The 23,064-nt window shown below is 68.7% G+C and carries 18 protein-coding genes; 10 read left to right on the top strand and 8 right to left on the bottom strand.

What is annotated here, in order from left to right; all coding sequences use genetic code 11:
- Positions 1 to 11: 11 nt before the first annotated feature.
- Positions 12 to 1,373 (bottom strand): CYTH domain-containing protein, encoded by a 1,362-nt coding sequence (locus VV867_RS20035; RefSeq protein WP_074978175.1) that lies wholly within the window; start codon positions 1,371 to 1,373, stop codon positions 12 to 14.
- Between the two features lie 174 nt (positions 1,374 to 1,547).
- Here VV867_RS20035 and argE point away from each other — a divergent pair, with 174 nt between their 5' ends.
- Positions 1,548 to 2,687 (top strand): acetylornithine deacetylase, encoded by a 1,140-nt coding sequence (gene argE / locus VV867_RS20030; RefSeq protein WP_074978173.1) that lies wholly within the window; start codon positions 1,548 to 1,550, stop codon positions 2,685 to 2,687.
- 122 nt (positions 2,688 to 2,809) lie between these two features.
- Entirely contained in the window at positions 2,810 to 4,108 is a 1,299-nt protein-coding gene (gene argA, locus VV867_RS20025) for an amino-acid N-acetyltransferase (protein ID WP_328567355.1), read from the top strand.
- 511 nt (positions 4,109 to 4,619) lie between these two features.
- On the opposite strand, the gene gshA is transcribed toward argA, so the two are convergent.
- From gshA to VV867_RS20010, 3 genes are all read right to left on the bottom strand, one after another.
- The gene (gshA, locus tag VV867_RS20020) at positions 4,620 to 6,203 is read right to left on the bottom strand and encodes a glutamate--cysteine ligase (RefSeq protein ID WP_328567354.1); all 1,584 of its coding nucleotides are present in this window, start codon (positions 6,201 to 6,203) and stop codon (positions 4,620 to 4,622) included.
- A gap of 163 nt (positions 6,204 to 6,366) precedes the next feature.
- Positions 6,367 to 6,756 (bottom strand): PaaI family thioesterase, encoded by a 390-nt coding sequence (locus tag VV867_RS20015; protein WP_074978168.1) that lies wholly within the window; start codon positions 6,754 to 6,756, stop codon positions 6,367 to 6,369.
- Positions 6,757 to 6,765: 9 nt separating this feature from the next.
- Entirely contained in the window at positions 6,766 to 9,102 is a 2,337-nt protein-coding gene (locus VV867_RS20010; RefSeq protein ID WP_328567353.1) for a Tex family protein, read from the bottom strand.
- A gap of 234 nt (positions 9,103 to 9,336) precedes the next feature.
- Between VV867_RS20010 and ompR the strand changes: the two genes are divergently transcribed.
- Together ompR and VV867_RS20000 are read left to right on the top strand one after the other, a co-directional pair.
- Positions 9,337 to 10,077 (top strand): osmolarity response regulator transcription factor OmpR, encoded by a 741-nt coding sequence (ompR, locus tag VV867_RS20005; RefSeq protein ID WP_301500486.1) that lies wholly within the window; start codon positions 9,337 to 9,339, stop codon positions 10,075 to 10,077.
- Positions 10,078 to 10,162: 85 nt separating this feature from the next.
- Positions 10,163 to 11,482, top strand: a complete 1,320-nt coding sequence (locus tag VV867_RS20000) for an ATP-binding protein (RefSeq protein WP_074978160.1) — start codon at positions 10,163 to 10,165, stop codon at positions 11,480 to 11,482.
- Positions 11,483 to 11,792: 310 nt separating this feature from the next.
- On the opposite strand, the gene VV867_RS19995 is transcribed toward VV867_RS20000, so the two are convergent.
- The 3 genes from VV867_RS19995 to rimB all read right to left on the bottom strand — a co-directional run bounded on the left by VV867_RS19995 (position 11,793) and on the right by rimB (position 14,395).
- Positions 11,793 to 12,719, bottom strand: a complete 927-nt coding sequence (locus tag VV867_RS19995; RefSeq protein WP_328567352.1) for a S66 peptidase family protein — start codon at positions 12,717 to 12,719, stop codon at positions 11,793 to 11,795.
- A gap of 297 nt (positions 12,720 to 13,016) precedes the next feature.
- Positions 13,017 to 13,922, bottom strand: a complete 906-nt coding sequence (rimK, locus tag VV867_RS19990; RefSeq protein WP_089393863.1) for a 30S ribosomal protein S6--L-glutamate ligase — start codon at positions 13,920 to 13,922, stop codon at positions 13,017 to 13,019.
- Positions 13,919 to 14,395 carry a retropepsin-like aspartic endopeptidase RimB gene (rimB, locus tag VV867_RS19985; RefSeq protein ID WP_089393864.1) on the bottom strand — a complete coding sequence of 159 codons (477 nt, stop codon included), beginning with the start codon at positions 14,393 to 14,395 and terminating at the stop codon, positions 13,919 to 13,921. The genes rimK and rimB overlap by 4 nt, the downstream gene beginning before the upstream one ends.
- A gap of 118 nt (positions 14,396 to 14,513) precedes the next feature.
- Between rimB and VV867_RS19980 the strand changes: the two genes are divergently transcribed.
- On the top strand, positions 14,514 to 14,909 hold the full coding sequence (locus tag VV867_RS19980) for an RNA-binding S4 domain-containing protein (protein WP_089393865.1): 396 nt from the start codon (positions 14,514 to 14,516) through the stop codon (positions 14,907 to 14,909).
- Between the two features lie 37 nt (positions 14,910 to 14,946).
- Here VV867_RS19980 and VV867_RS19975 read toward each other — a convergent pair whose 3' ends face one another.
- Positions 14,947 to 15,747 (bottom strand): phosphatase PAP2 family protein, encoded by an 801-nt coding sequence (locus VV867_RS19975; protein ID WP_328567351.1) that lies wholly within the window; start codon positions 15,745 to 15,747, stop codon positions 14,947 to 14,949.
- Between the two features lie 108 nt (positions 15,748 to 15,855).
- Here VV867_RS19975 and hslO point away from each other — a divergent pair, with 108 nt between their 5' ends.
- The 5 genes from hslO to VV867_RS19950 all read left to right on the top strand — a co-directional run bounded on the left by hslO (position 15,856) and on the right by VV867_RS19950 (position 22,966).
- Positions 15,856 to 16,749, top strand: a complete 894-nt coding sequence (gene hslO / locus VV867_RS19970) for an Hsp33 family molecular chaperone HslO (RefSeq protein WP_089393867.1) — start codon at positions 15,856 to 15,858, stop codon at positions 16,747 to 16,749.
- A gap of 168 nt (positions 16,750 to 16,917) precedes the next feature.
- Positions 16,918 to 18,459, top strand: a complete 1,542-nt coding sequence (locus tag VV867_RS19965; protein WP_275627997.1) for a phosphoenolpyruvate carboxykinase — start codon at positions 16,918 to 16,920, stop codon at positions 18,457 to 18,459.
- Positions 18,460 to 18,713: 254 nt separating this feature from the next.
- Positions 18,714 to 20,648, top strand: coding sequence for a RecQ family ATP-dependent DNA helicase (locus tag VV867_RS19960; RefSeq protein ID WP_328567350.1), 1,935 nt, complete (start codon positions 18,714 to 18,716; stop codon positions 20,646 to 20,648).
- 124 nt (positions 20,649 to 20,772) lie between these two features.
- Positions 20,773 to 22,266 (top strand): flavin-containing monooxygenase, encoded by a 1,494-nt coding sequence (locus tag VV867_RS19955; RefSeq protein ID WP_328567349.1) that lies wholly within the window; start codon positions 20,773 to 20,775, stop codon positions 22,264 to 22,266.
- A gap of 97 nt (positions 22,267 to 22,363) precedes the next feature.
- Positions 22,364 to 22,966, top strand: a complete 603-nt coding sequence (locus VV867_RS19950; protein WP_109936879.1) for a nitroreductase family protein — start codon at positions 22,364 to 22,366, stop codon at positions 22,964 to 22,966.
- Positions 22,967 to 23,064 lie beyond the last annotated feature (98 nt).

Raw genomic sequence — 23,064 nt, 5'->3', positions numbered from 1 at the left:
GGTTCCCCAGCTTATTTCAAAAGCGCCTTCCAAGGCTTGAGGGTCAGCACAGTATGGGCCTGGGCGGCGAGAGCATCCAGGTCCGCGCTGTCGCGCCGGTGCAGGGCCTGTTCCAGCTTGGCCAGTTCGCCGTAGAGGCGGTCGGCCTCGGGCAGGTCGAGCACGCCGCGGGCCAGGCGCAGCCACACCAGCAGGCGTTGCAGGCGCGGCAGTTGTTCGGCGAGCAGTTCCGGCTGCTGTTGGGCGCGGGCCAGGGGCAGGCCCTCGGCCTCCTCGGCGAGCAGGCGCGGCAGCCATTTGCCCAGGGCCGCGGCGCCCTGGCGGTCGCCGCGCTCGTTGCGGCCTTCCTGCCAGGCGCGGGCCAGCAGCCAGCGCGAGGCCTGCAGGGAGAACAGGCCCCAGCGCGTCTGGCCGAGTTCGGCGCGGAAGGCTTCCGGCGCCTGCTGGCGCGCGGTTTCGTCGGCCTCGCCCTGTTCGATGCGCGGGCGCCAGTCGCCGATCAGCGCGTCCAGCGCGGTGCGCAGCTCGCGGCTGCTGGCGCGCGGCGCGGCCTGGCCGAGGCTGCCGAGCAGGGCACGCAGGTCCACCAGTTGCTGCAGCCACTCCTGCAGCAGGCGCCAGTGGCCGTTGAAGCGGTATTGCTCGGCCAGGCGCTGGCTGCTGCCCAGCAGCGACCAGGCAATGGCGGCGAAGGCGCCGTCCAGCGGGGTTTCCGCCAGCAGCTTCTGGGTGTCCGGGTGCACCGTGTAGCTGGCCGGGTCGAACAGCCGGTAGCCGCGCTCGGCCTTGCTGATGTCGCAGGGCATCAGCGGCAGGTCGGCGGCAAGCTCCGCGGCCAGTTCCAGCAGCGCCGCGGGCTCGCCCTGGCGCAGTTCCAGCTCCAGCTCGCAGATTTCTTCTTCCTGCTGGTCTGCGACCACCTTGCCCAGGTCGAGGGCGGCTTCGATCGCCACCTTGGTCTTGCCGCGGCCCCAGGCGATCTCGGCGCGCTGGCGGGTGAAGTCGGTGCTGAAGATCGGCTGCAGCTGCTGCTTGTCGAGGTCGGCCAGGGCCGCCGGCCAGCAACTGTCGTCGAGCTTGCCCAGGTCCAGCTCGGGCTTGTCCAGGTACCAGTCCCACTCGTTGCGTTCGGACAGCCCGGCGACGCTGTGGCCGCGGCTCTTCAGCGTCTGAATGTACTGCTCGCCGTCGCGGCGCAGGCGCAGCGCCACCTTGGCCCGGGCCAGGTCGCGGCCGGGGGTGTCGTAGTACTGGTTGTACAGCTCGCTCTGCTGCCAGCCGGACTTGTTGCGCTTCTTCAGCAGCGGGTGGTCGCGCAGCGCCTCGAGGGTCTCGCGGCTGGCGCGCAGCTTGATTTCGGTTTCTTTCTGCATGGCGGAGTCCGGGAAGGAAAGGGTAGACGGGCCCGCAGGGCCTGGCGCGGGGGCGTTCGTCGAAGCCCGTTAGTGTACAGGACAGCACCCCGTCGGCGCTGTTCCGGCGAAGGATGGCGGTTCAACTGACGGCCATCCTGGGCCATGATGGGCACAACGCTTCCGGAGACGCCCATGCCCCTGCCGAGCCTGAAAGACCGTTTCGCCCAGTTGCTCGCCCTGCCGTCGGTGAGCTGTACCCAGCCCGCCCTGGACCAGTCCAACCGCCCGGTGGTGGAGCTGCTGGCCACCTGGCTGGGCGACCTGGGCTTCGCCTGCGAATTGCAGGAGATAGCCCCGGGCAAGTTCAACCTGCTGGCGAGCCTGGGCAGCGGCCCTGGCGGCCTGGTGCTGGCCGGGCACACCGACACCGTGCCCTACGACGAGTCGCTGTGGAAAAGCGACCCGCTGCGCCTGGACGAGCGCGACGGCCGCTGGTACGGCCTGGGCAGCTGCGACATGAAGGGCTTCTTCGCCATCGCCATCGAGGCGTTGCTGCCGCTGCTGGAGAAGCCCCTGCGCCAGCCGCTGCTGATCCTCGCCACCTGCGACGAGGAAAGCTCCATGGCCGGCGCCCGCGCTCTGGCCGAAGCCGGCCGGCCCCTGGCGCGCGCCGCGGTGATCGGCGAGCCCACCGGGCTGCGGCCGATCCGCCTGCACAAGGGGGTGATGATGGAGCGCATCGACATCCTCGGGCAGAGCGGCCATTCCTCCGACCCGAGCCTCGGCCACAGCGCCCTGGAGGCCATGCACGCGGCCATCGGCGAGCTGCTGGCGCTGCGCGCGCAGTGGCAGAAGGAATTCAACAACCCGCAGTTCGGCGTACCGCAGCCGACGCTGAACCTGGGCTGCATCCACGGCGGCGACAACCCCAACCGCATCTGTGGCCAGTGCGCCCTGGAGTTCGACCTGCGGCCGCTGCCGGGGATGGACCCGCAGGCCCTGCGCCGGGCCATCGGCGAGCGCCTGCGGCCCCTGGCCGAGCGCTTCGCGGTGCGCCTGGACTACCAGCCGCTGTTCCCCGCCGTGCCGCCCTTCGAGCAGGCCGCGGACAGCGAGCTGGTGCGCCTGGCCGAGCGCCTCAGCGGGCATTCGGCGGAAGCGGTAGCCTTTGGCACCGAAGCACCGTATCTTCAGCAGCTTGGTTGCCAGACCCTGGTCCTGGGCCCCGGCGACATCGCCTGCGCCCACCAGCCGGACGAACATCTGGAACTCGCTCGCATCCCGCCGACCGTGGAACTGCTGCGCGGCTTGATCCAGCATTACTGCCTGTAACCGCCCTGAAGAGGAGAAACCCGTCGATGTGCATGCGACGACGATAACCGCCGCTCCCGCCGCCCTTGCCGGCCATTCGCACTCGACAACCCTTCATCGCCCGCTCACAGGCCATCTGGACAATGCAAGACTACGTCACCTGGTTACGTCACGCTTCTCCCTACATCAACGCCCACCGGGACTGCACCTTCGTGGTCATGCTGCCCGGCGAGGGCGTGGAAGACCCGAACTTCGGCAACATCGTCCATGACCTGGTGCTGCTGCACAGCCTGGGCGTGCGCCTGGTGCTGGTCCACGGCTCGCGCCCGCAGATCGAGGCGCGCCTGGCCCAGCGCGGCCTGGCGCCGCGCTTCCACCGCGACCTGCGGGTGACCGACGCGCCCACCCTGGAATGTGTGATCGACGCCGTGGGCAGCCTGCGCATCGCCATCGAGGCGCGGCTGTCCATGGACATGGCCGCCTCGCCCATGCAGGGCGCGCGCCTGCGCGTGGCGGCGGGCAACCTGGTCACGGCGCGGCCGATCGGCGTGGTCGAGGGCATCGACTACCACCACACCGGCGAGGTGCGGCGCATCGACCGCAAGGGCATCGGCCGCCTGCTCGACGAGCGCTCCATCGTGCTGCTCTCGCCGCTGGGCTACTCGCCCACCGGGGAAATCTTCAACCTCGCCTGCGAGGACGTGGCCATGCGCGCGGCCATCGAGATGGACGCCGACAAGCTGATCCTGTTCGGCGGCGAGCGCGGCCTGCTCGACGAGGACGGCAAGCTGGTCCGCGAACTGCGCCCGCAACAGGTGCCGACGCACCTGCAGCGCCTGGGCAACAGCTACCAGGCCGAACTGCTCGACGCCGCCGCCCAGGCCTGCCGCGCCGGGGTGCGGCGCAGCCACATCGTCAGCTATACCGAGGATGGCGCGCTGCTCAGCGAGCTGTTCACCCGCACCGGCAACGGCACCCTGGTGGCCCAGGAGCAGTTCGAGCAACTGCGCGAGGCGGGCATCGAGGACGTCGGCGGCCTGCTGGAGCTGATCCGCCCGCTGGAAGAGCAGGGCATCCTGGTGCGCCGCTCGCGCGAGGTGCTGGAGCGCGAGATCGAGCAGTTCAGCATCGTCGAGCGCGAGGGGCTGATCATCGCCTGCGCGGCGCTGTACCCCATCGCCGATTCCGACGCCGCCGAGCTGGCGTGCCTGGCGGTGAACCCGGAATACCGCCACGGCGGGCGCGGCGACCAGCTGCTGGAGCGCATCGAGAAGCGCGCCCGGGCCCTGGGCGTGAAGACACTCTACGTGCTCACCACCCGCACCGCCCACTGGTTCCGCGAACGCGGCTTCCAGCCCAGCAGCGTCGAACGCCTGCCGGCGGCGCGGGCGTCGCTGTACAACTACCAGCGCAATTCGCAGGTGTTCGAGAAGAGCCTGTAGTTCAGCGCCTCTGCCTTTCGTAGGAGCGAGCTTGCTCGCGAATGAACCCCGCTGCGGAATCCGTTCGCGAGCAAGCTCGCTCCTACAGGGAATGGCGTGGGTGGGGCGGCGTAGGAGCGGATCTTATCCGCGAATGGCGCCGGGATATCCGGCTATCGCGGACAAGGTCCGCTCCTACGGGGGAGGAATATCGTGCTCCCCGGCAATCTGTAGGAGCGGGCCCTGCCCGCGATTTCGCGCGCAGGGCGCGCTCCTACAGGGAATGGCGTGGGTGGGGCGGCGTAGGAGCGGATCTTATCCGCGAATCGCGCCGGGATGTCCGGCTATCGCGGACGGAGTCCTCCTACGACCGTGCTTTCCTGGAATCGTAGGAGCGGGCCCTGCCCGCGAATCGCGCGCAGGGCGCGCTCCTACAGGGAATGGTGTGGGTGGGGTGGCGTAGGAGCGGATCTTATCCGCGAATCGCGCCGGGACGTCCGGCTATCGCGGACAAGGTCCGCTCCTACGGGGCTTAAACGCCGATCACTCCGAGGATGCTCGCCTGGTAGGCCGCCACGAAGGTGTCGAAATCCCCTTCCGGCTGGCGTTCCAGTTCTTCCTGTTCGGCCAGCGAGGTCCTGGCCATGGCCTCGAAGGCTTCCTGCTCCGCCGCCGGCAGCGGCCGGGCGAGGGTTTCGGCGTGTTCGCGGCTCTTGCGCAGGGCGAAGGCGGTGAAGCTCTCGCCGCGCTCGCGCATTTCCGCCAGGACCTGGGCGGATGGCGTGCGCTCCGGATCGGCGACCTTCTCGCGCTGCTGCGCCAGGCTCTGCACATGGGCGTCGCCGCCGCCGGCGCGGTCGAGCAGCTCGGCGATGGGCGCGATGCGCTCCAGCAGCTCGCTGGCCCAGGCCTGCAGCGGCACGGCCTGCCCGCCGCGCTGCAGGTGCAGGCCCGGGCGGCGGCCTTCCTTGACCACCTTGAGGAAGTTGCTGGTGGCAGCGCCGCACTCGCCGTCGGCCAGCAGCGGGCTGTCCTGCAGCGCGCAGTAGAGCAGGAAGGCGTCGAGGAAGCGGCCCTCGGCGGCGTCGATGCCCAGCGGCAGGAAGGGGTTGATGTCCAGGCAGCGCGCCTCGACGTACTGCACGCCGCGGGACTCCAGGGCCTGGATCGGCCGTTCGCCGCTGTAGGTCACGCGTTTCGGGCGGATGCTGGAGTAGTACTCGTTCTCGATCTGCAGGATGTTGGTGTTCAGCTGCACCCACTCGCCGTCCTGCTTGGTGCCGATCTTCTGGTAGGGCGCGTAGGGCGTGCCCACCGCGCTGCGCAGGCTCTCGACGTAGCTGTCGAGGTCGTTGTAGCAGGGCGTCAGGCCGGCCTGGGCGTTGTTCTGGTAGCCCAGGTCGCTCATCCGCAGGCTGGTGGCCCAGGGCAGGTACAGGGTGTGCTCGTCGAACTGCTGCAACTGGTGCGGGCGGCCGCGCAGGAAACCGGCGTCCAGCGCCGGCGAGGCGCCGAACAGGTATATCAGCAGCCAGCTGTAGCGGCGGAAGTTGCGGATCAGGGCGATGTAGTGCGCCGACTGGAAGTCGCGCAGCGCCATGCCGCCGTCCTCGTGGCGCTGCAGCAACTGCCACAGCCCCTCGGGCAGCGAGAAGTTGTAGTGGATGCCGGCGATGCACTGCATGGTCTTGCCGTAGCGCAGCGCCAGGCCTTTGCGGTAGACGTACTTGAGGCGGCCGATGTTGGAGCTGCCGTAGCGCGCGATCGGGATGCTCTCTTCGTCGGGCAGCTCGCAGGGCATCGACGGGCTCCACAGCAGCTCGCCGTCCAGGCGCTGGCTGGCGAAGCGGTGGATGCTCTCCAGGGACGCCAGGGTCTGCTCGACGCCGGTGCTGGTGGGGGTGATGAACTCCAGCAGCGCCTCGGAATAGTCGGTGGTGATCTGCGGGTTGGTCAGGGCCGAGCCCAGGGCCTTGGGGTGCGGGCTCAGGGCCAGGCGGCCGTTGCCGTCGACGCGCAGGCACTCGCGCTCGATGCCGTGCAGACACTGGCTGAGCAGGGGCAGGTGGGCAGCGTCGCCGAGCAGCGCCAGGCGGCGGGAGAGTAGGTCGCTCAATTTGATGTCCTTCACGCGGCAGTCGCCCCACTATGGGGGTGGACCGGGCGGTCTACAAGGGGGAGGGCGGCCGGCGTTGTCGCCTGGCGGGCTGCGACTCACCGGAGCCCGCGTGGCACGCGGGCTGCCGATGGTCAGGATAGAGCAGGAAAGGGGCGGCGGCTTACAGCTGGGCGAAGGTGCCTTGTCCCTTGGCGACCAGCTTGTCGCCCTGGAACACGTCCGCCTCCACCACCAGCGAGCGGCGCCCGGCGTGCAGGACCTTGGCCACGCAGCGCACCTCGCCCTCGGCGACCGCGCGGATGTAGTTGATCTTGCATTCCAGGGTGACGCTCTGGCGGTCGAAGCCATGGGCGCTGGAGCAGGCCAGGCCCATGGTCACGTCCATCAGCGAGAAGATCGCCCCGCCGTGCATCACGTTGCCGCGGTTGCGCAGGTGCTCGGCCATCTTCAGGCTCACTTCGGCCTCGCCATCGCCCAGGCGCACCGGCTCAAGGCCGATGTTCTCGCTGAAGGCGCTGATCATGACGTCGCGGCTGGGCATCTCGCTCATGGGGCTTCCCTACTTCTTCTTCAGTTGCTTGGCATTGGCGAACAGCGCGGCCATGGCGTTGTTCGCCGGGGCCTTCTCCTGCTGCCGCGGGGCGCTGCGCTCGCCACGCTGGCCACCGTTGCCACGGCCGCCGCCGCGCGGGCCCTCGACCTTCTCGCCGGGGGTGTCGCCCATGCGCATGGACAGGCCGACGCGGTTGCGCGGGATGTCCACTTCCATGACCTTGACCTTGACGATGTCGCCGGCCTTGACCACTTCGTACGGGTCCTTGACGAACTTCTCCGACAGCGCCGAGATGTGCACCAGGCCGTCCTGGTGCACGCCGATGTCGACGAAGGCGCCGAAGTTGGTGACGTTGGTCACCACGCCTTCGAGCACCATGCCCGGCTTGAGGTCCTTGAGGCTCTCGACGCCGTCCTGGAACTCGGCGGTCTTGAACTCCGGGCGCGGGTCGCGGCCGGGCTTGTCGAGTTCCTTGAGGATGTCGGTGACGGTGGGCAGGCCGAACTGCTCGTCGGTGAACTTCTTCGGGTCCAGGCGCTTGAGGAAGCCCGAATCGCCGATCAGCGAGCGGATGTCGCGGCCGGTGCCGGCGGCGATGCGCTGCACCAGCGGGTAGGTCTCCGGGTGCACAGCCGAGGCGTCCAGCGGGTTATCGCCGTTCATCACGCGGAGGAAGCCGGCGGCCTGCTCGAAGGTCTTCTCGCCCAGGCGGCTGACCTTCTTCAGGTCGTCGCGGGACTTGAACGCGCCGTTGGCGTCGCGGTGCGCCACGATGTTCTGCGCCAGGGTGCTGTTGAGGCCGGAGATGCGCGCCAGCAGGGCGGCGGAGGCGGTGTTCACGTCCACGCCCACGGCGTTCACGCAGTCCTCCACCACCGCATCCAGGCTGCGCGCCAGTTGCAGCTGGGACACGTCATGCTGGTACTGGCCGACGCCGATGGACTTGGGCTCGATCTTCACCAGCTCGGCCAGCGGGTCCTGCAGGCGGCGGGCGATGGAGACGGCGCCGCGCAGCGACACGTCGAGGTCGGGGAATTCCCGGGCGGCCAGCTCGGAGGCCGAGTACACCGAGGCGCCGGCCTCGCTGACCATGATCTTGGTGCACTTGAGCGCCGGGTATTTCTTGATCAGTTCGGCGGCCAGCTTGTCGGTCTCGCGGCTGGCGGTGCCGTTGCCGATGGCGATCAGTTCCACCTGGTGCTTGGCGCACAGCGCGGCGAGCACGGCGATGGTCTGGTCCCACTGGTTCTTCGGTACGTGCGGGTAGACGGTGGCGGTCTCCAGCAGCTTGCCGGTGGCGTCGACCACGGCCACCTTGACGCCGGTGCGCAGGCCCGGGTCCAGGCCCAGGGTGGCGCGCGGGCCGGCCGGGGCGGCCAGCAGCAGGTCGTGCAGGTTGCGGGCGAAGACGTTGATGGCTTCAAGGTCGGCGCCTTCGCGCAGCTCACCGAGCAGGTCGGTCTCCAGGTGGGTGTAGAGCTTGACCTTCCAGGTCCAGCGCACCACCTCGGCCAGCCACTTGTCGGCGGCGCGGCCCTGGTTGGAAATGCCGAAGCGCTCGCCGATCATCACTTCGCACGGGTGGCTGGTGCCCGGCAGCTCCTCTCCGACCTTCAGCGCCACGCTCAGCACGCCTTCGTTGCGCCCGCGGAAGATCGCCAGGGCGCGGTGCGAGGGCGCGCCCTTGAAGGGCTCGTCGTGCTCGAAGTAGTCGCTGAACTTGGCGCCTTCGGTCTCCTTGCCCGGCACCAGGCGGGCGGTGAGGGTGGCGTTGTCCTTGAGGAACACGCGCAGGCGGTCGAGCAGGGTGGCGTCCTCGGCGAAGCGCTCCATGAGGATGTACTTGGCGCCTTCGAGCACGGCCTTGGTGTCGGCGAAGCCCTTCTCGGCGTCGACGAAGCGCGCGGCTTCGGTTTCCGGGGTAAGGCTCGGGTCGTTGAACAGCGCATCGGCCAGCTCGCCCAGGCCGGCTTCCAGGGCGATCTGGCCCTTGGTGCGGCGCTTCTGCTTGTACGGCAGGTAGAGGTCTTCCAGGCGCGTCTTGGTGTCGGCCAGCTTGATCTCGCGGGCCAGCTCGGGGGTCAGCTTGCCCTGCTCCTCGATGCTGGCGAGGATGGCGCCGCGGCGCTCGTCCAGCTCGCGCAGGTAGCGCAGGCGCTCTTCGAGCAGGCGCAGCTGGGTGTCGTCGAGGCTGCCGGTCACTTCTTTGCGGTAACGGGCGATGAAGGGGACAGTGCTGCCTTCGTCCAGCAGGGCCACGGCGGCGGCCACCTGCTGCGGTTGAACACGGCCGGAGGGCAGTGCGGAGAGCTCTTCGGCGATACGGGTGTTGATGCTGTCCATGAATCCACCTGGTGAAACCAACGAGAATACGGGGTGTGGCGCTAGCGCCGGCCGGCTCGCTCGGGCGTCCGGCAGGCGTCTATGACAACGCCCCGCCGCAAAAGCGCCGCATTATACCCAGGCTAAATTGAGCGGGAGGGCGGTCGGTCGGGGAAAAATCTGCTAACAATGGACAATCCGTGGCCAACCGAGGCTGGGCGATAATTGCCGGCCTGACCCGAACCTGGAGTTTCTATGTCGAACCCGTCCACCCTGCCCGAAGGTGAAAAGATCCTCATCGTCGACGACGACGCCCGCCTGCGCCGCCTGCTGGAGCGCTTCCTCGACGAACAGGGCTACCGCGTGCGCGCCGTGGAGAACACCGAGCAGATGGACCGCCTGCTGGCTCGCGAGCTGTTCCAGCTGGTGGTGCTGGACCTGATGATGCCCGGCGAGGATGGCCTGTCGGCGTGCAAGCGCCTGCGCGAGGCGAACAACCAGATCCCGATCATCATGCTCACCGCCAAGGGCGACGAGTCCAGCCGCATCCAGGGCCTGGAACTGGGCGCCGACGACTACCTGGCCAAGCCGTTCAACCCGCGCGAGCTGCTGGCGCGGATCAAGGCCGTGCTGCGCCGCCAGGCGCCGCTGGTGCCGGGTGCCCCGGCCGGCGAGGACGAGGTGGTGACCTTCGGCGACTACGAGCTGTACCTGGCCACCCGCGAGCTGAAGAAGAACGGCGGCGAGGTGCACATGCTCACCACCGGCGAGTTCGCCGTGCTCAAGGCGCTGGTGCAGCACGCCCGCGAGCCGCTGACCCGCGACAAGCTGATGAACCTGGCCCGCGGCCGCGAGTGGGACGCCCTGGAGCGCTCCATCGACGTGCAGATCTCGCGCCTGCGCCGGCTGATCGAGCCCGACCCGTCCAAGCCGCGCTACATCCAGACGGTGTGGGGCGTGGGCTACGTGTTCGTGCCGGACGGTAATAAACGATAAAGCCACAGGCGGCAGGCTACAGGCGGCAGGCGGGGTCCCGTCCGCTCTTGCCTGAAGCCTGCCGCCTGCAGCCTGACGCCTTCCTATGAAAACCCCGCCCTGGTTCCCGCAAAGCTTCTTCGCCCGCACCCTCTGGCTGGTGCTCATCGTCGTGCTCTTCTCCAAGGCGCTGACGCTGGTCTACCTGCTGATGAACGAGGACATGCTGGTCGACCGCCAGTACAGCCACGGCGCGGCCCTCACCGTGCGCGCCTACTGGGCCGCCGACGAGCGCTCGCGCGAGGCCATCGCCAGGTCCGCCGGGCTGGCCTGGGTGCCCCACGAGAACGGCCAGCCGGAAGAGCAGCACTGGCCCTACAGCGGCATCTTCCAGCGGCAGATGCGCACCGAACTGGGCCCGGACACCGAGACCCGCCTGCGCATCCACCACCCGTCGATGCTCTGGGTCCACGCGCCCAACCTGGGCGACGGCTGGCTGGGCGTGCCGCTGTACCCGCACCCGCTGCGCGGCCAGCAGATCTGGAGCGTGCTCGGCTGGTTCCTCGGCATCGGCCTGCTGTCCACCGCCGCGGCCTGGATTTTCGTGCGCCTGCTCGGCCAGCCGCTCAAGCGCCTGGTGGTGGCCTCGCGGGAGTTCGGCAAGGGTCGCAGCGTGCGCCTGCCGCTGGGGCAGGACACCCCCAGCGAGATGGCCGAGGTGTACCGCGCCTTCAACCAGATGGCCGACGACGTCGAGCAGGCCGCGCGCGAGCGCGAGCTGATGCTGGCGGGGGTGTCCCACGACCTGCGCACGCCGCTGACGCGCCTGCGCCTGTCGCTGGAGCTGATGCCCGAGACCGAGCGCGAGATGGTCGAGGACATGGTGCGCGACATCGAGGACATGGACCAGATCCTCGACCAGTTCCTCGCCTTCATCCGCGACGGCCGCGACGAGCCGGTGGAGGCGGGCGACCTCAACGAGCTGACCCGCGAAGTGGTGGCGCCCTACAACCAGGGCGAGGAGCACGTGCGCCTGAGCCTGCAGCCGCTGCCGCCGTTCCCGCTGCGGCGGGTGTCGATGAAGCGCCTGCTGGGCAACCTGATCGGCAACGCCCTCAACCACGGCGGCGGCAACGTCGAGGTGGCCAGCCACCTGGCCGGCGGCGACGGTGCGCCCTACGTGGTGCTGAGCGTGCTGGACCGCGGCGCCGGCATCGACCCGCAGGAGCTGGACAGCATCTTCAACCCCTTCATCCGCGGCGACAAGGCGCGCGGCGGCAAGGGCACCGGCCTGGGCCTGGCCATCGTCAAGCGCATCGCCGCGCAGCACGGCGGCAGCGTGGAACTGCGCAACCGCGAGGGCGGCGGGGTGGAGGCGCGGGTGTGCCTGCCGCTGGGGCTGATGCTGCCGCGCGGGGCTTCCTGAGCCGCGGTATCCCCGGCGGGTGTAGGAGCGGGCCCTGCCCGCGATTCGCGCGCAGGGCGCGCTCCTACAGGGGGCGCTACGTGGGGCGGATAACGCGCCAGCGTTATCCGCCGTTGGGGCTAGTCCGTGCCGAGAGAGGGGGTGGTTTTAGTCGGTAATCTCTGTGCTGGCCGGCTAACGCCGAAATATCAGAGCGCTCCGAACGGTCCCCTCTCCCTTCAGGGAGAGGGTTAGGGAGAGGGCGCTCTCGAATTCAGCACCAGAGTCTCGAGCAAGCACCGTCCGCGATCTGTTGAGCCTGACGCAGGCTCTACCACTCCAACCCCTTCACCCCCAACCGCCCCACCTTCCCATAAGGCCAAGCCCTATTCTGCGCCCCGTGCCCGCTCGGCAGCCCGTGGTACAGCGGCACCCCCAGCGGCTTCAGGTACTCCACGAAGATTTCTTCCAGGCTGTGCGCCACGTTCTTGCGCGGGCAGTCGGTGAAGGTGCCCAGCACCACCGCGCCCAGGCTTGCCGCGTCGATGCTGTTGAGCAGTTGCCAGAGGCTGCGCTCCAGGCGGTAGTAGGGCTCGCCCACGTCCTCCAGCACCAGGATGGCGCCGGCCGGGGCGTGCAGCGCGGCGACGGTGCCGGCGGTGCTGGCCAGGGCGGTGAGGTTGCCGCCGATCAGCTCGCCTTCGACGGTTTTCTTCGGGCCGCCCAGGTGGGCGCAGGGCAGGTGGTCGTCCTCGCCGGCCAGCAGGCGGCTGACCGAGGCCAGCGAGGCCAGGCGCTCGCGCTGTTCGCTGGGGGCGCTCAGCGGCTGCAGGCCGAGGGCGCTGGCCACCGGGCCGTGGATCGCCGGCAGGCCGTGGCGGTGGAAGGCGCTGAGCAGGATGGAGATGTCGGAGAAGCCGATCAGCGGCCGCGGCGAGGCCGCCCTCAGCCGCGCCCAATCCAGCCCGGGCACCAGCTGCGCGCAGCCGTAGCCGCCGCGCAGGCACCAGACGGCGCTGACGTCTGGCAGCTCGAAGGCCCGGTGGAAGTCCTCCAGGCGCTGCTCAAGGGTGCCGGCCAGGTAGCGGTAGCGGGCTTCGGCGTGCTCGCCCAGGTGGTAGTCGATGCCCAGCACCTCCAGTTGGCGCAGGGTGGCCTCGAAGACCTCCTCGGCGATGGAGGATGCCGGGGCGACCAGGGCGACGCGGCCTTCGAAGGGGGACCAGGTCAGGTCGGAGGGGCGGGGGGATTTGGGCATAAACGAAATCCGGGACGGCGTGACGAACGACATTGTAGGAGCGAGCTTGCTCGCGAACGGAGTTTCCCGGTCACAGCGGTGAATGAGGTCACCTCCGTACCCTCTCCCCAGCCCTCGGCTGCGCGCCCCGCCCTGAAGGGAGAGGGGGCCGTTCGGAGTGGCCTGGAAGGCTGGCACCATCCTCAAACCCCGTCATTCCCGCGAACGCGGGACGCGGCTCCATCGCGAACAACGCTTGTGCTGGCCCGAAGGGGAATAACCCAGAAAACGGCGTAGGTGGTGAGGTGGCCGCCCGGCTCACCCCTTGCCCTTGGTTCTGACCATATGCGGCCCGGCGTTCTTCTCCAGGTACTCGATGATCACCCCGGCGATGTCCTTGCCGGTGGTGGTCTCGATGCCTTCCAGGCCCGGCGAGGAGTTCACCTCCATCACCAGCGCGCCGTGGTGCGAGCGCAGGATGTCGACACCGGCCACCTTCAGGCCCATGATCCGCGCCGCGCGGATCGCCGTCATGCGTTCCTCGGGGGTGATCTTGATCAGGCTGGCGCTGCCGCCGCGGTGCAGGTTGGAGCGGAACTCGCCGGGGGCGGCCTGGCGCTTCATCGAGGCGATCACCTTGTCGCCCACCACGAAGCAGCGGATGTCGGCGCCGCCGGCTTCCTTTATGTATTCCTGCACCATGATGTTGTGCTTGAGCCCCATGAAGGCTTCCAGCACCGACTCGGCCGCCTTCTGCGTCTCGGCCAGCACCACGCCGACGCCCTGGGTGCCCTCCAGCAGCTTGATCACCAGGGGCGCGCCGCCGACCATCTGGATCAGGTCCGGCACGTCGTCCGGGGAGTGGGCGAAGCCGGTTATCGGCAGGCCGATGCCCTTGCGCGAGAGCAGCTGCAGCGAGCGCAGCTTGTCGCGGGAGCGGGCGATGGCCACCGACTCGTTGAGCGGGAACACGCCCATCATCTCGAACTGGCGCAGCACCGCGCAGCCGTAGAAGGTGACCGATGCGCCGATGCGCGGGATCACCGCGTCGAAGCCTTCCAGCGGCTGGCCGCGGTAGTGGATCTGCGGCTTGTGGCTGGCGATGTTCATGTAGGCACGCAGGGTGTCTATCACCACCATCTCATGCCCGCGTTGTTGCCCGGCCTCCACCAGCCGACGGGTGGAATACAGGCGCGGATTGCGCGACAGCACGGCGATTTTCATTGGGCACCTGAAAGGGCGGGGGTAACCATGATGAGGGGTTTGTCCTGGACGTAGGTCAGCGCCGGGTTGACCACCAGCTGGCCCTGGACCAGCGCCTTGGAGCCCAGCAGCACGCGGTAGCGCATGGTCTTGCGGCAGGCCAGGGTGAATTCCACCGGCCAGGCGCGGTCGCCCAGGGCCAGGGTGGTGCGGATCACGTAGCGGGTCTGGGCCTGGCCGTTGGAGCTGCGGATGGTCTTCATCGTCACCAGCGGCGCCTCGCAACGGTGGCGGCGCTGCACCTGGGTGCCCAGGTGGGCGGTGAAGCGCACCCAGTCGCGGCCGTCACGGTGGAAGGTGACGATGTCGCTGGCGTGCAGGCTGGAGGTGCTGGCGCCGGTGTCGATCTTCGCGCGCAGGCCGACGATGCCCAGGTCGGGAAGGCCGATCCATTCGCGCAGGCCGATCACTGACAGGTGGTCGAAGGTCTTCAAAAGGAGCCGTCCCAGGGTTTTGCGGCATTCTAGCAGGGCCATCGGCGCCCGCCAGGGGCCTGCCGGGAACGCCGGGCCGAGGGTAGACTGGCCAGGTTGCAGACGTGTGGATGAGGCCGTGAGCGAGAAAGACGACGACAGGGTACGCCTGGACAAGTGGCTGTGGGCAGCGCGCTTCTACAAGACCCGCGGCCTGGCCAAGGCGGCCATCGAGGGCGGCAAGGTGCATTGCCGGGGCGAGCGCTGCAAGCCGAGCAAGGAGCCGAAGGTCGGCGAGGAGTACGTGCTGCGTACCGGGTTCGACGAGCGCACGGTGGTGGTCAAGGCGCTGTCGGGCGTGCGCCGGGGTGCGCCGGACGCTCAGTTGCTCTACGAGGAAACCGCCGAGAGCCTGAAGCGCCGCGAGGACGCGGCGGCCCTGCGCAAGGCCGGCGCCCTGGGCGTGCAGACCGACGGCCGGCCGAGCAAGAAGCAGCGCCGCCAGCTGCTGCACTTCCTCGACGACCAGGAATAGCCGCAACCCCCGCCGTGGCGGGGATTGCGGGGGCGCCTCAGGCGGCGATCACGCTCAGGCGGTTGAGCAGCGGCACCTTCGCCAGCTGCGCGAACAGCGGCTCGGTCAGGCGCACCAGGCCGGCGCTGGCCCAGGCGGCGAAGGGGGTGAAGCAGCTCCAGGCCAGGGCCAGCAGGGCCATCTGCACGCCGCCTATATAGTCGTCCTGGCCCCAGTGGGCGCCGGCCACCAGGCGCGGCAGCATGAACAGCAGGGCCAGGGCCCAGACCACCAGCCACTGCACGGCGTTGCGGGCGAACAGGCTGAGGAACAGCGCCCACACCAGCAGCACCGAGGCGTGGTCGCCGGGGAAGCTGCGCGCCGACTCGTCCTTCACCTCGAAGAGGGTGTCCTGCCAGCTGCGGAAGAAGTCTTCCAGGCGCACGGCGTCGGGGGCGATGGCGGAAATGCTGGCGTGCTGCCAGCCCAGGTGGTGGGCGATCTTGGCATAGAGGGTGCGGACGATCATCAGCACCACCATGGTCACCACCAGGCCGAAGGTCGCGGCGCGCACCTGGGTGGCCTTGAAGATCCAGTCGCCGCGGATCAGCAGCAGGAGCAGGATGAGCGCCACCAGTGCGTCGAACGGTCGCGTGCTGGCCACTGCCCAGGTATCGCGCCAGGTCTCGTTGGTCGCCAGGGGCGCGTTGAGGGCGTGGAACAGGCTGAAATCGAAGAAGTCGATGGCGGCGCGGGTCGGCGTCCATAGCCAGAGCAGCAGCAGGGCCAGGGCCAGCAGGTGGCAGGCGATGAACGGGCGCCACGACCAGGTGGCTTGGAACGGCGAAGCTTTCTCCATAGAATCGATTCCCCCTTACTGAACCGGGCGGCTGTCGCGAAGCGCGCTTTATAGGCCTTTGCCATCAGCTTGTCATGTATTTGTGCCTTAGCCAGCGTTGTGCCCAGCATGTCCCAGATCGATCAAAGTCAGCGTTTCCTCTTCGACAACACCGACGTTCGCGGTGAAATGGTGGCGCTCGAACGCAGTTTCGCCGAAGTGCTGGCCAAGCACCCCTACCCGCAGCCGGTGGCCCAGCTGCTGGGCGAGATGCTCGCCGCCGCGGCGCTGCTGTGCGGCACCCTGAAGTTCGACGGCCTGCTGGTGCTGCAGGCGCGCTCCAGCGGCGCCGTGCCGCTGCTCATGGTGGAGTGCTCCAGCGAGCGCGAGGTGCGTGGCCTGGCCCGCTACGACGCCGAGGCCATCCGCGACAGCGCCGGCCTGCTCGACCTGATGCCCGACGGCGTGCTCACCATGACCGTAGACCCGAAGAACGGCCAGCGCTACCAGGGCATAGTGCCGCTGGAGGGCGCCTGCCTGGCGGACTGCCTGTCGTCCTACTTCGCCACCTCCGAGCAGTTGCCCACGCGCTTCTGGCTGGGCGCCGACGGCCGCCACGCCCGCGGCCTGCTGCTGCAGCAGCTGCCCGCCGACCGCCTGAAGGACGCCGAGGATCGCGAGGCCAGCTGGCAGCACCTGACCACCCTGGCCGACACCCTCAACGCCGAGGAGCTGCTGGGCCTGGACAACGAGACGCTGCTGCACCGCCTGTACCACGAGGAAGCGGTGCGCCTGTTCGAGCCGCAGCCGCTGGTGTTCCGCTGCAGCTGCTCGCGCGAGCGCTCGGCCAACGCCCTGGTCAGCCTCGGCAAGGAAGACGCCGAGCGCCTGCTGGGCGAGCTGGGCGGCGAGATCACCGTCGACTGCCAGTTCTGCAACCAGCGCTATGCCTTCGACGGCAGCGACATCGCCCAGCTGTTCGCCGGCGGCGGCAGCGCGGCACCGTCACAGACCCGCCATTGATCGGCGCTATCGGGGCGATAGCCGAACCATTGGCGCCCTCGCCGGATCAGAGGCTGCACGAGAACCGTTCTTTTCTGGCATAATCCCGCGACTTTTTTCCGCTGTAGTGGAAATTAGAAGTCACTACGCAATGTTTGGAGGACTCGGCTCCGGCCGATGGGGACCCACATGACGCAAGCCAACAAAGCCGTGTACACCGATATCAGCGTTGCCCAACTGGTCGAGGAAGCCATTCGCCGCGGCGAAGGTCGCCTGGCCGACAACGGCTCGCTGGTGGTGGAAACCGGCCACCGCACCGGCCGCTCGCCTGCCGACCGCTTCATCGTCGAAGAGCCCGGCAGCAAGGACTCCATCGCCTGGGGCGCGATCAACCGCCCGTTCCCGGCCGACAAGTTCGACGCCCTCTGGGAGCGCGTCCAGGCCTTCAACGACGCCCAGGACCACTTCGTTTCCCACGTGCATGTAGGTTCGGCCGCCGATCACTACCTGCCGGTCAGGATGACCACCGGCACCGCCTGGCAGAACCTGTTCGGCCGCCAGCTGTTCATCAACCCGGAAACCTACAACCCGGCCGGCCGCGACGAGTGGCAGGTGCTGAACGTCGCCAACTTCGAATGCGTGCCCGAGCGTGACGGCACCAACTCCGACGGCTGCGTCATCCTCAACTTCGCCCAGAAGAAAGTGCTGATCGCCGGCATGCGCTACGCCGGTGAAATGAAGAAGGCCATGTTCTCGGTGCAGAACTACCTGCTGCCGGAGAAGGACGTGCTGCCGATGCACTGCGCCGCCAACATCGGCGAAGCGGGCGACGTGACCCTGTTCTTCGGCCTGTCCGGCACCGGCAAGACCACCCTGTCGGCCGACGAAAGCCGTTACCTGATCGGTGACGACGAGCACGGCTGGGGCGAAGGCGTCGTCTTCAACATCGAAGGCGGCTGCTACGCCAAGTGCATCGACCTGTCCGAGAAGAACGAGCCGGTCATCTGGAAGGCCATCAAGTTCGGCGCCGTGCTGGAGAACGTGGTCCTCGACGAGGAACGCACCCCGGACTACGCCGATGACCGCCTGACCCAGAACTCCCGCGCGGCCTACCCGCTGGAGCACGTCGAGAAGCGTTCGGAAGCCAACCTGGGCGGCGAGCCCAACGCGGTCATCTTCCTGACCTGCGACCTGACCGGCGTACTGCCGCCGGTGTCGATCCTGAACAACGAGCAGGCCGCCTACCACTTCCTGTCCGGCTACACCGCGCTGGTCGGTTCCACCGAGATGGGTTCGGGCGGCGGCATCAAGTCGACCTTCTCCACCTGCTTCGGCGCGCCCTTCTTCCCGCGCCCGGCCGGCGTCTACGCCGAGCTGCTGATCAAGCGCATCAAGGCCTTCGGCTCCAAGGTGTACCTGGTCAACACCGGCTGGACCGGCGGTGGCTACGGCGTCGGCAAGCGCTTCAACATCCCGACCACCCGTGGTGTGATCGCCGCCATCCAGAGCGGCGCCCTGGTCGGCGCCGAGACCGAGCACCTGGACATCATCAACCTGGACGTGCCCAAGCTCGTCCCGGGCGTCGAGACCAACCTGCTCAACCCGCGCAACACCTGGGAAGACAAGGCCGCCTACGACGAAGCCGCCAAGGGCCTGGCCGGCAAGTTCATCGAGAACTTCAAGAAGTTCGACGTGAGCGACGCCATCAAGGACGCCGGCCCGCAGCTGTAAGCGCGCCCGTTCGCCGAAAGAGCCGCCTCCGGGCGGCTTTTTCATTGGCCGCTCCTACAGGTGGAAACCGGCGGTGGGCCCGGCGTAGGAGCGGATCTCATCCGCGATCGCGGACAAGGTCCGCTCCTACGGGGCTACCCTAGGAGCGCGCTTTCCGATGAACCGGAATCGGGCCGTTCGCGAGCAGGCTCGCTCCTACAACGGCGGTCCCTAGCATGGAGCTTCCGCCCATGACAGGTAATGGAGAGACCCGCATGCACGACACCCTCGAACGCGTCTTCGGCTTCCGCCAGTTCCGCCCCGGCCAGGAGGCGGCGGTCAGCGCCGTGCTGGGCGGGCGCTCGGCGGCGGCGATCTTCCCCACCGGCTCGGGCAAGTCGCTGTGCTACCAGTTGCCGGCCATCATGCTGCCGCACCTGACCCTGGTGGTGTCGCCGCTGCTGGCGCTGATGCAGGACCAGCTGGCCTTCCTCGCCCGCCATGGCATCGCCGCCGCCAGCATCGACTCGGCGCAGAGCCGCGAGCAGGTGGCGCAGACCATGGCCCGCGCCCGCAGCGGCGAGCTGAAGGTGCTGATGATTTCCGTGGAGCGCCTGAAGAACGAGCGTTTCCGCAACTTCATCGGCGAGGTGCCGATCTCGCTGCTGGTGGTCGACGAGGCGCACTGCATCTCCGAATGGGGCCACAACTTCCGCCCCGACTACCTGAAGCTGCCGGCCTACCAGAGGCAGTTCCGCATTCCCCAGGTGCTGCTGCTGACCGCCACCGCGACGCCGGCGGTGATCGACGACATGCGCGCCAAGTTCGCCATCGCCGAGGCGGACGTGGTCACCACCGGCTTCTACCGCGCCAACCTCCACCTGCAGGTGGAGCCGGTGGCCAGCGCCGCCAAGCGCGCCCGCCTGGTGGAATGGCTGGGCGCGCGCGAAGGCCAGCCGAGCATCGTCTACGTGACCCAGCAGAAGACCGCCGAGGACATCGCCGCGCACCTGTGCGAGCGCGGCATCCCGGCCCGCGCCTACCACGCCGGCATGGACCACGCCGAGCGCGAGGTCATCCAGCAGCGCTTCATGGCCGGCGGGCTGAACTGCATAGTCGCGACCATCGCCTTCGGCATGGGCATCGACAAGAGCGACATCCGCAACGTGGTGCACTTCGACCTGCCCAAGTCGGTGGAGAACTACAGCCAGGAGATCGGCCGCGCCGGCCGCGACGGCCAGAACTCGGACTGCCTGGTGCTGGCCAACCGCGACAGCCTCAGCGTGCTGGAGAACTTCGTCTACGGCGACACGCCCGAGCGCGAGGGCATCCGCAGCGTGCTGGAGGAAATCGCCGCCGCGCCCAACGGCCAGTGGGAGCTGATGCTGACCGCGCTGTCGGACCAGTCGAACATCCGCCAGCTGCCGCTCAAGACGCTGCTGGTGCAGCTGGAGCTACGCGGCATCATCGCCCCGCGTTTCGCCTATTTCGCCGAATACCGCTTCAAGAACCTCATCGAGCCCGCGGCCCTGCTGGGCCACTTCGAAGGCGAGCGGCGGCAGTTCGTCGAGGCCATCCTCAGCACCTCGGCGCGGGCGCGCACCTGGTCGACCCTCGACTTCGACACCCTCTACCAGCGCCACGGCGCCGAGCGCGCGCGGGTGGTGAAGGCCCTGGACTACTTCCAGGAACGCGGCTGGATCGAGCTGGAAAGCAAGCAGATGACCGAGGTCTATGCGGTGCGCGAGGCGGGGTTCGACCCCGAGGCGCTCAGCGACGAGCTGTACGCCTACTTCAAGCGCCACGAGGCCAGCGAGATCGCGCGCATCGGCGCCATGCTCGAACTCTTCGCCAGCGACCAGTGCCTGAGCCGGCGCCTGGCGCGCTACTTCGGCGACCAGCGGGCGCCGGAGCATTGCGGGCACTGCTCGGTCTGCGCCGGCCGCGTCGCGCGCCTGCCGGAGCCGCCGGCCCTGGCGCCGCTGGACGGGCAGACGCTGCAGAGCCGCTGCGCCGCCTTCCTGGAGAAATACCGCGGCGCCCGCGGCCTGCCGCCCAGCGCCGATTGCGTGACGCGCTTCCTCTGTGGCATCGGCGTGCCGGCCTTCACCCGCCTGCGGGCGCGCACGCTGCCCGGCTACGCAGCGCTGGAGGACTACCCCTACGCCCAGGTGCGCGCCTGGGTGGCGGCGCAGCTCGCCCAGGGGTAACGCCGCGGTGGCTCCACCCATCCTAGGGTGGGGCGCCGGCCGGTGGCGTCCCTTGTAGGGTACGGGGGAGGAATTCCCTCCTAGACTCAGCAAGGCGTTGTCCGCCACCGGCCGAGGAGCCACCATGTCTGTCGAGCACCTGGATGTCCTGATCGTCGGCGCCGGCCTGTCCGGTATCGGCGCCGCCTACCACCTGATGAAGCACTGCCCGGGCAAGACCTTCGCCCTGCTGGAAGGCCGCGAGGCCATGGGCGGCACCTGGGACCTGTTCCGCTACCCGGGCATTCGTTCCGACTCGGACATGTACACCCTGGGCTACAACTTCAAGCCCTGGACCGACCCCAAGGCCATCGCCGACGGCCCCTCGATCCGCCACTACATCGAGGAGACCGCGCACGAGAACGGCATCGACGGCAAGATCCGCTACTGCCACCGCGTGCTCAAGGCCGACTGGAACAGCGACAGCGCGCGCTGGCTGCTGACCGTGCAGCGCGGCGACGAGCCGGAACCTGTGCGCATGAGCGCGCAGTTCCTGCTGATGTGCACCGGCTACTACCGCTACGAGGCCGGCTACACCCCGGAATTCAAGGGCCGCGAGCAGTTCGGCGGGCAGGTCATCCACCCGCAGCTGTGGCCGGAAGGCTTCGACTACGCCGACAAGCGCATCGTGGTCATCGGCAGCGGCGCCACCGCCGTGACCCTGGTGCCCTCGCTGACCGACAAGGCGCGCCACGTCACCATGCTGCAGCGCTCGCCGTCCTACGTGATCAGCCTGCCGCAGAAGGACCCCATCTCGAACTTCCTGCGCCGCTTCCTGCCCGAGACCTGGGTGTACCGCCAGGCGCGGGCGCGCAACGTGACCATGCAGATGATCTTCTTCATGCTCTCCAAGGCCTTCCCCGGCGTGGTGCGCAAGGCCCTGCTGGGGCTGGCCAGGCACCAGCTGGGCAAGGACTTCGACATGCGCCACTTCAGCCCGCGCTACAAGCCCTGGGACGAGCGCGTGTGCTGCGTGCCGGACGGCGACCTGTTCAAGGCGCTGCGCAAGGGCAAGGCCTCGGTGGTCACCGAGCACATCGACAGCTTCTGCGAGAAGGGCATCCGCCTGAAATCCGGGCAGGTGCTGGAGGCCGACGTCATCGTCACCGCCACCGGCCTGGACCTGGTGATGTTCGGCGGTGCGGAGCTGGCGGTGGACGGCAAGCCGTTCCAGGTCAACCAGAGCATGGGCTACCGCGGCATCATGCTGCGCGATCTGCCCAACCTGGCCGCGGTGGTCGGCTACACCAACGCCAGCTGGACGCTCAAGGCGGACCTCTCCAGCGAGTACTTCTGCCGCCTGATCAACCACCTGGACGCCATCGGCATGCGCCAGTGCACCCCGCGCGCCGGGGCCGGCCAGGTGAAGGAGGAGCCCTTCCTCAACCTCAACTCCGGCTACATCCAGCGCGCCGCCGACAAGATGCCCAAGCAGGGCGACCGCACGCCCTGGAAGCTCTACCAGAACTACGCCCTGGACCTGGCGCTGCTGCGCCACGGCAAGGTGGAGGACGGCTACCTGACCTTCACCTCGCCGCGCGCCCAGCAGGACGACGAGGCGTCGTTGCAGGCGGTGTAGCGATTCGATGATTCCTATCGGGAAAACCGCCTGAAGCGTACGCCCGGGCGGTTTACCATGGCGGGCATTTTTCGCCGTCAATGAAAGGAGTCCCCCCATGCATATCGACGAAGCCATCCGCAGCCGCCGCGCGGTCAAGGGCTACGACCCGGCCTTCAGCCTGAGCCGCGAGGAGAAGGACGAGCTGCTGCAGCTGGCCATGCTCGCCCCCTCGGCCTTCAACCTGCAGCACGTGCGCCTGGTCGAGGTCAGCGACGCGCAGCTGCGCGCGCACATCCGCGAAGTGGCCTGGGGTCAGGCGCAGGTGACCGACGCGTCCATGCTGGTGGTGGTCTGCGCCCAGCTCGACAGCTGGGAGAAGAACGCCCGCCGCGTGTGGGAAGGCGCGCCCCAGGAAGTGCAGGACTACATGGCCGGCGCCATCGACGCCTACTACCGCGGCAAGCCCCAGGTGCAGCGCGACGAGACCATGCGCAGCTGCGGCCTGATGGCCCAGACGCTGATGCTCGCCGCCCGCGGCAAGGGCCTGGATTCCTGCCCCATGGACGGCTTCGACTTCGACGCCGTGGGCAAGCTGATCAACCTGCCGGAGAACCACGTGATCGGCCTGATGGTCGCCGTCGGCAAGCAGACCCTGGCGCCCAAGCCGCGGGTGGGCAAGCTGGCGCTGGACGAGGTGGTGATCCGCGACCGGTTCTGAGCCGCGTTGGCGCGGATGATCGCGTCCTACGAAAAGCGTTGCCAGCCGGTGATGTAGGAGCGGGCCCTGCCCGCGATTCGCGCGCAGGGCGCGCTCCT

The sequence above is a fragment of the Pseudomonas sp. JH-2 genome, assembly GCF_036231725.1.
Classification (GTDB): Bacteria; Pseudomonadota; Gammaproteobacteria; order Pseudomonadales; family Pseudomonadaceae; genus Pseudomonas; species Pseudomonas delhiensis.
This window is presented reverse-complemented; position numbering and strand designations above follow the sequence as displayed.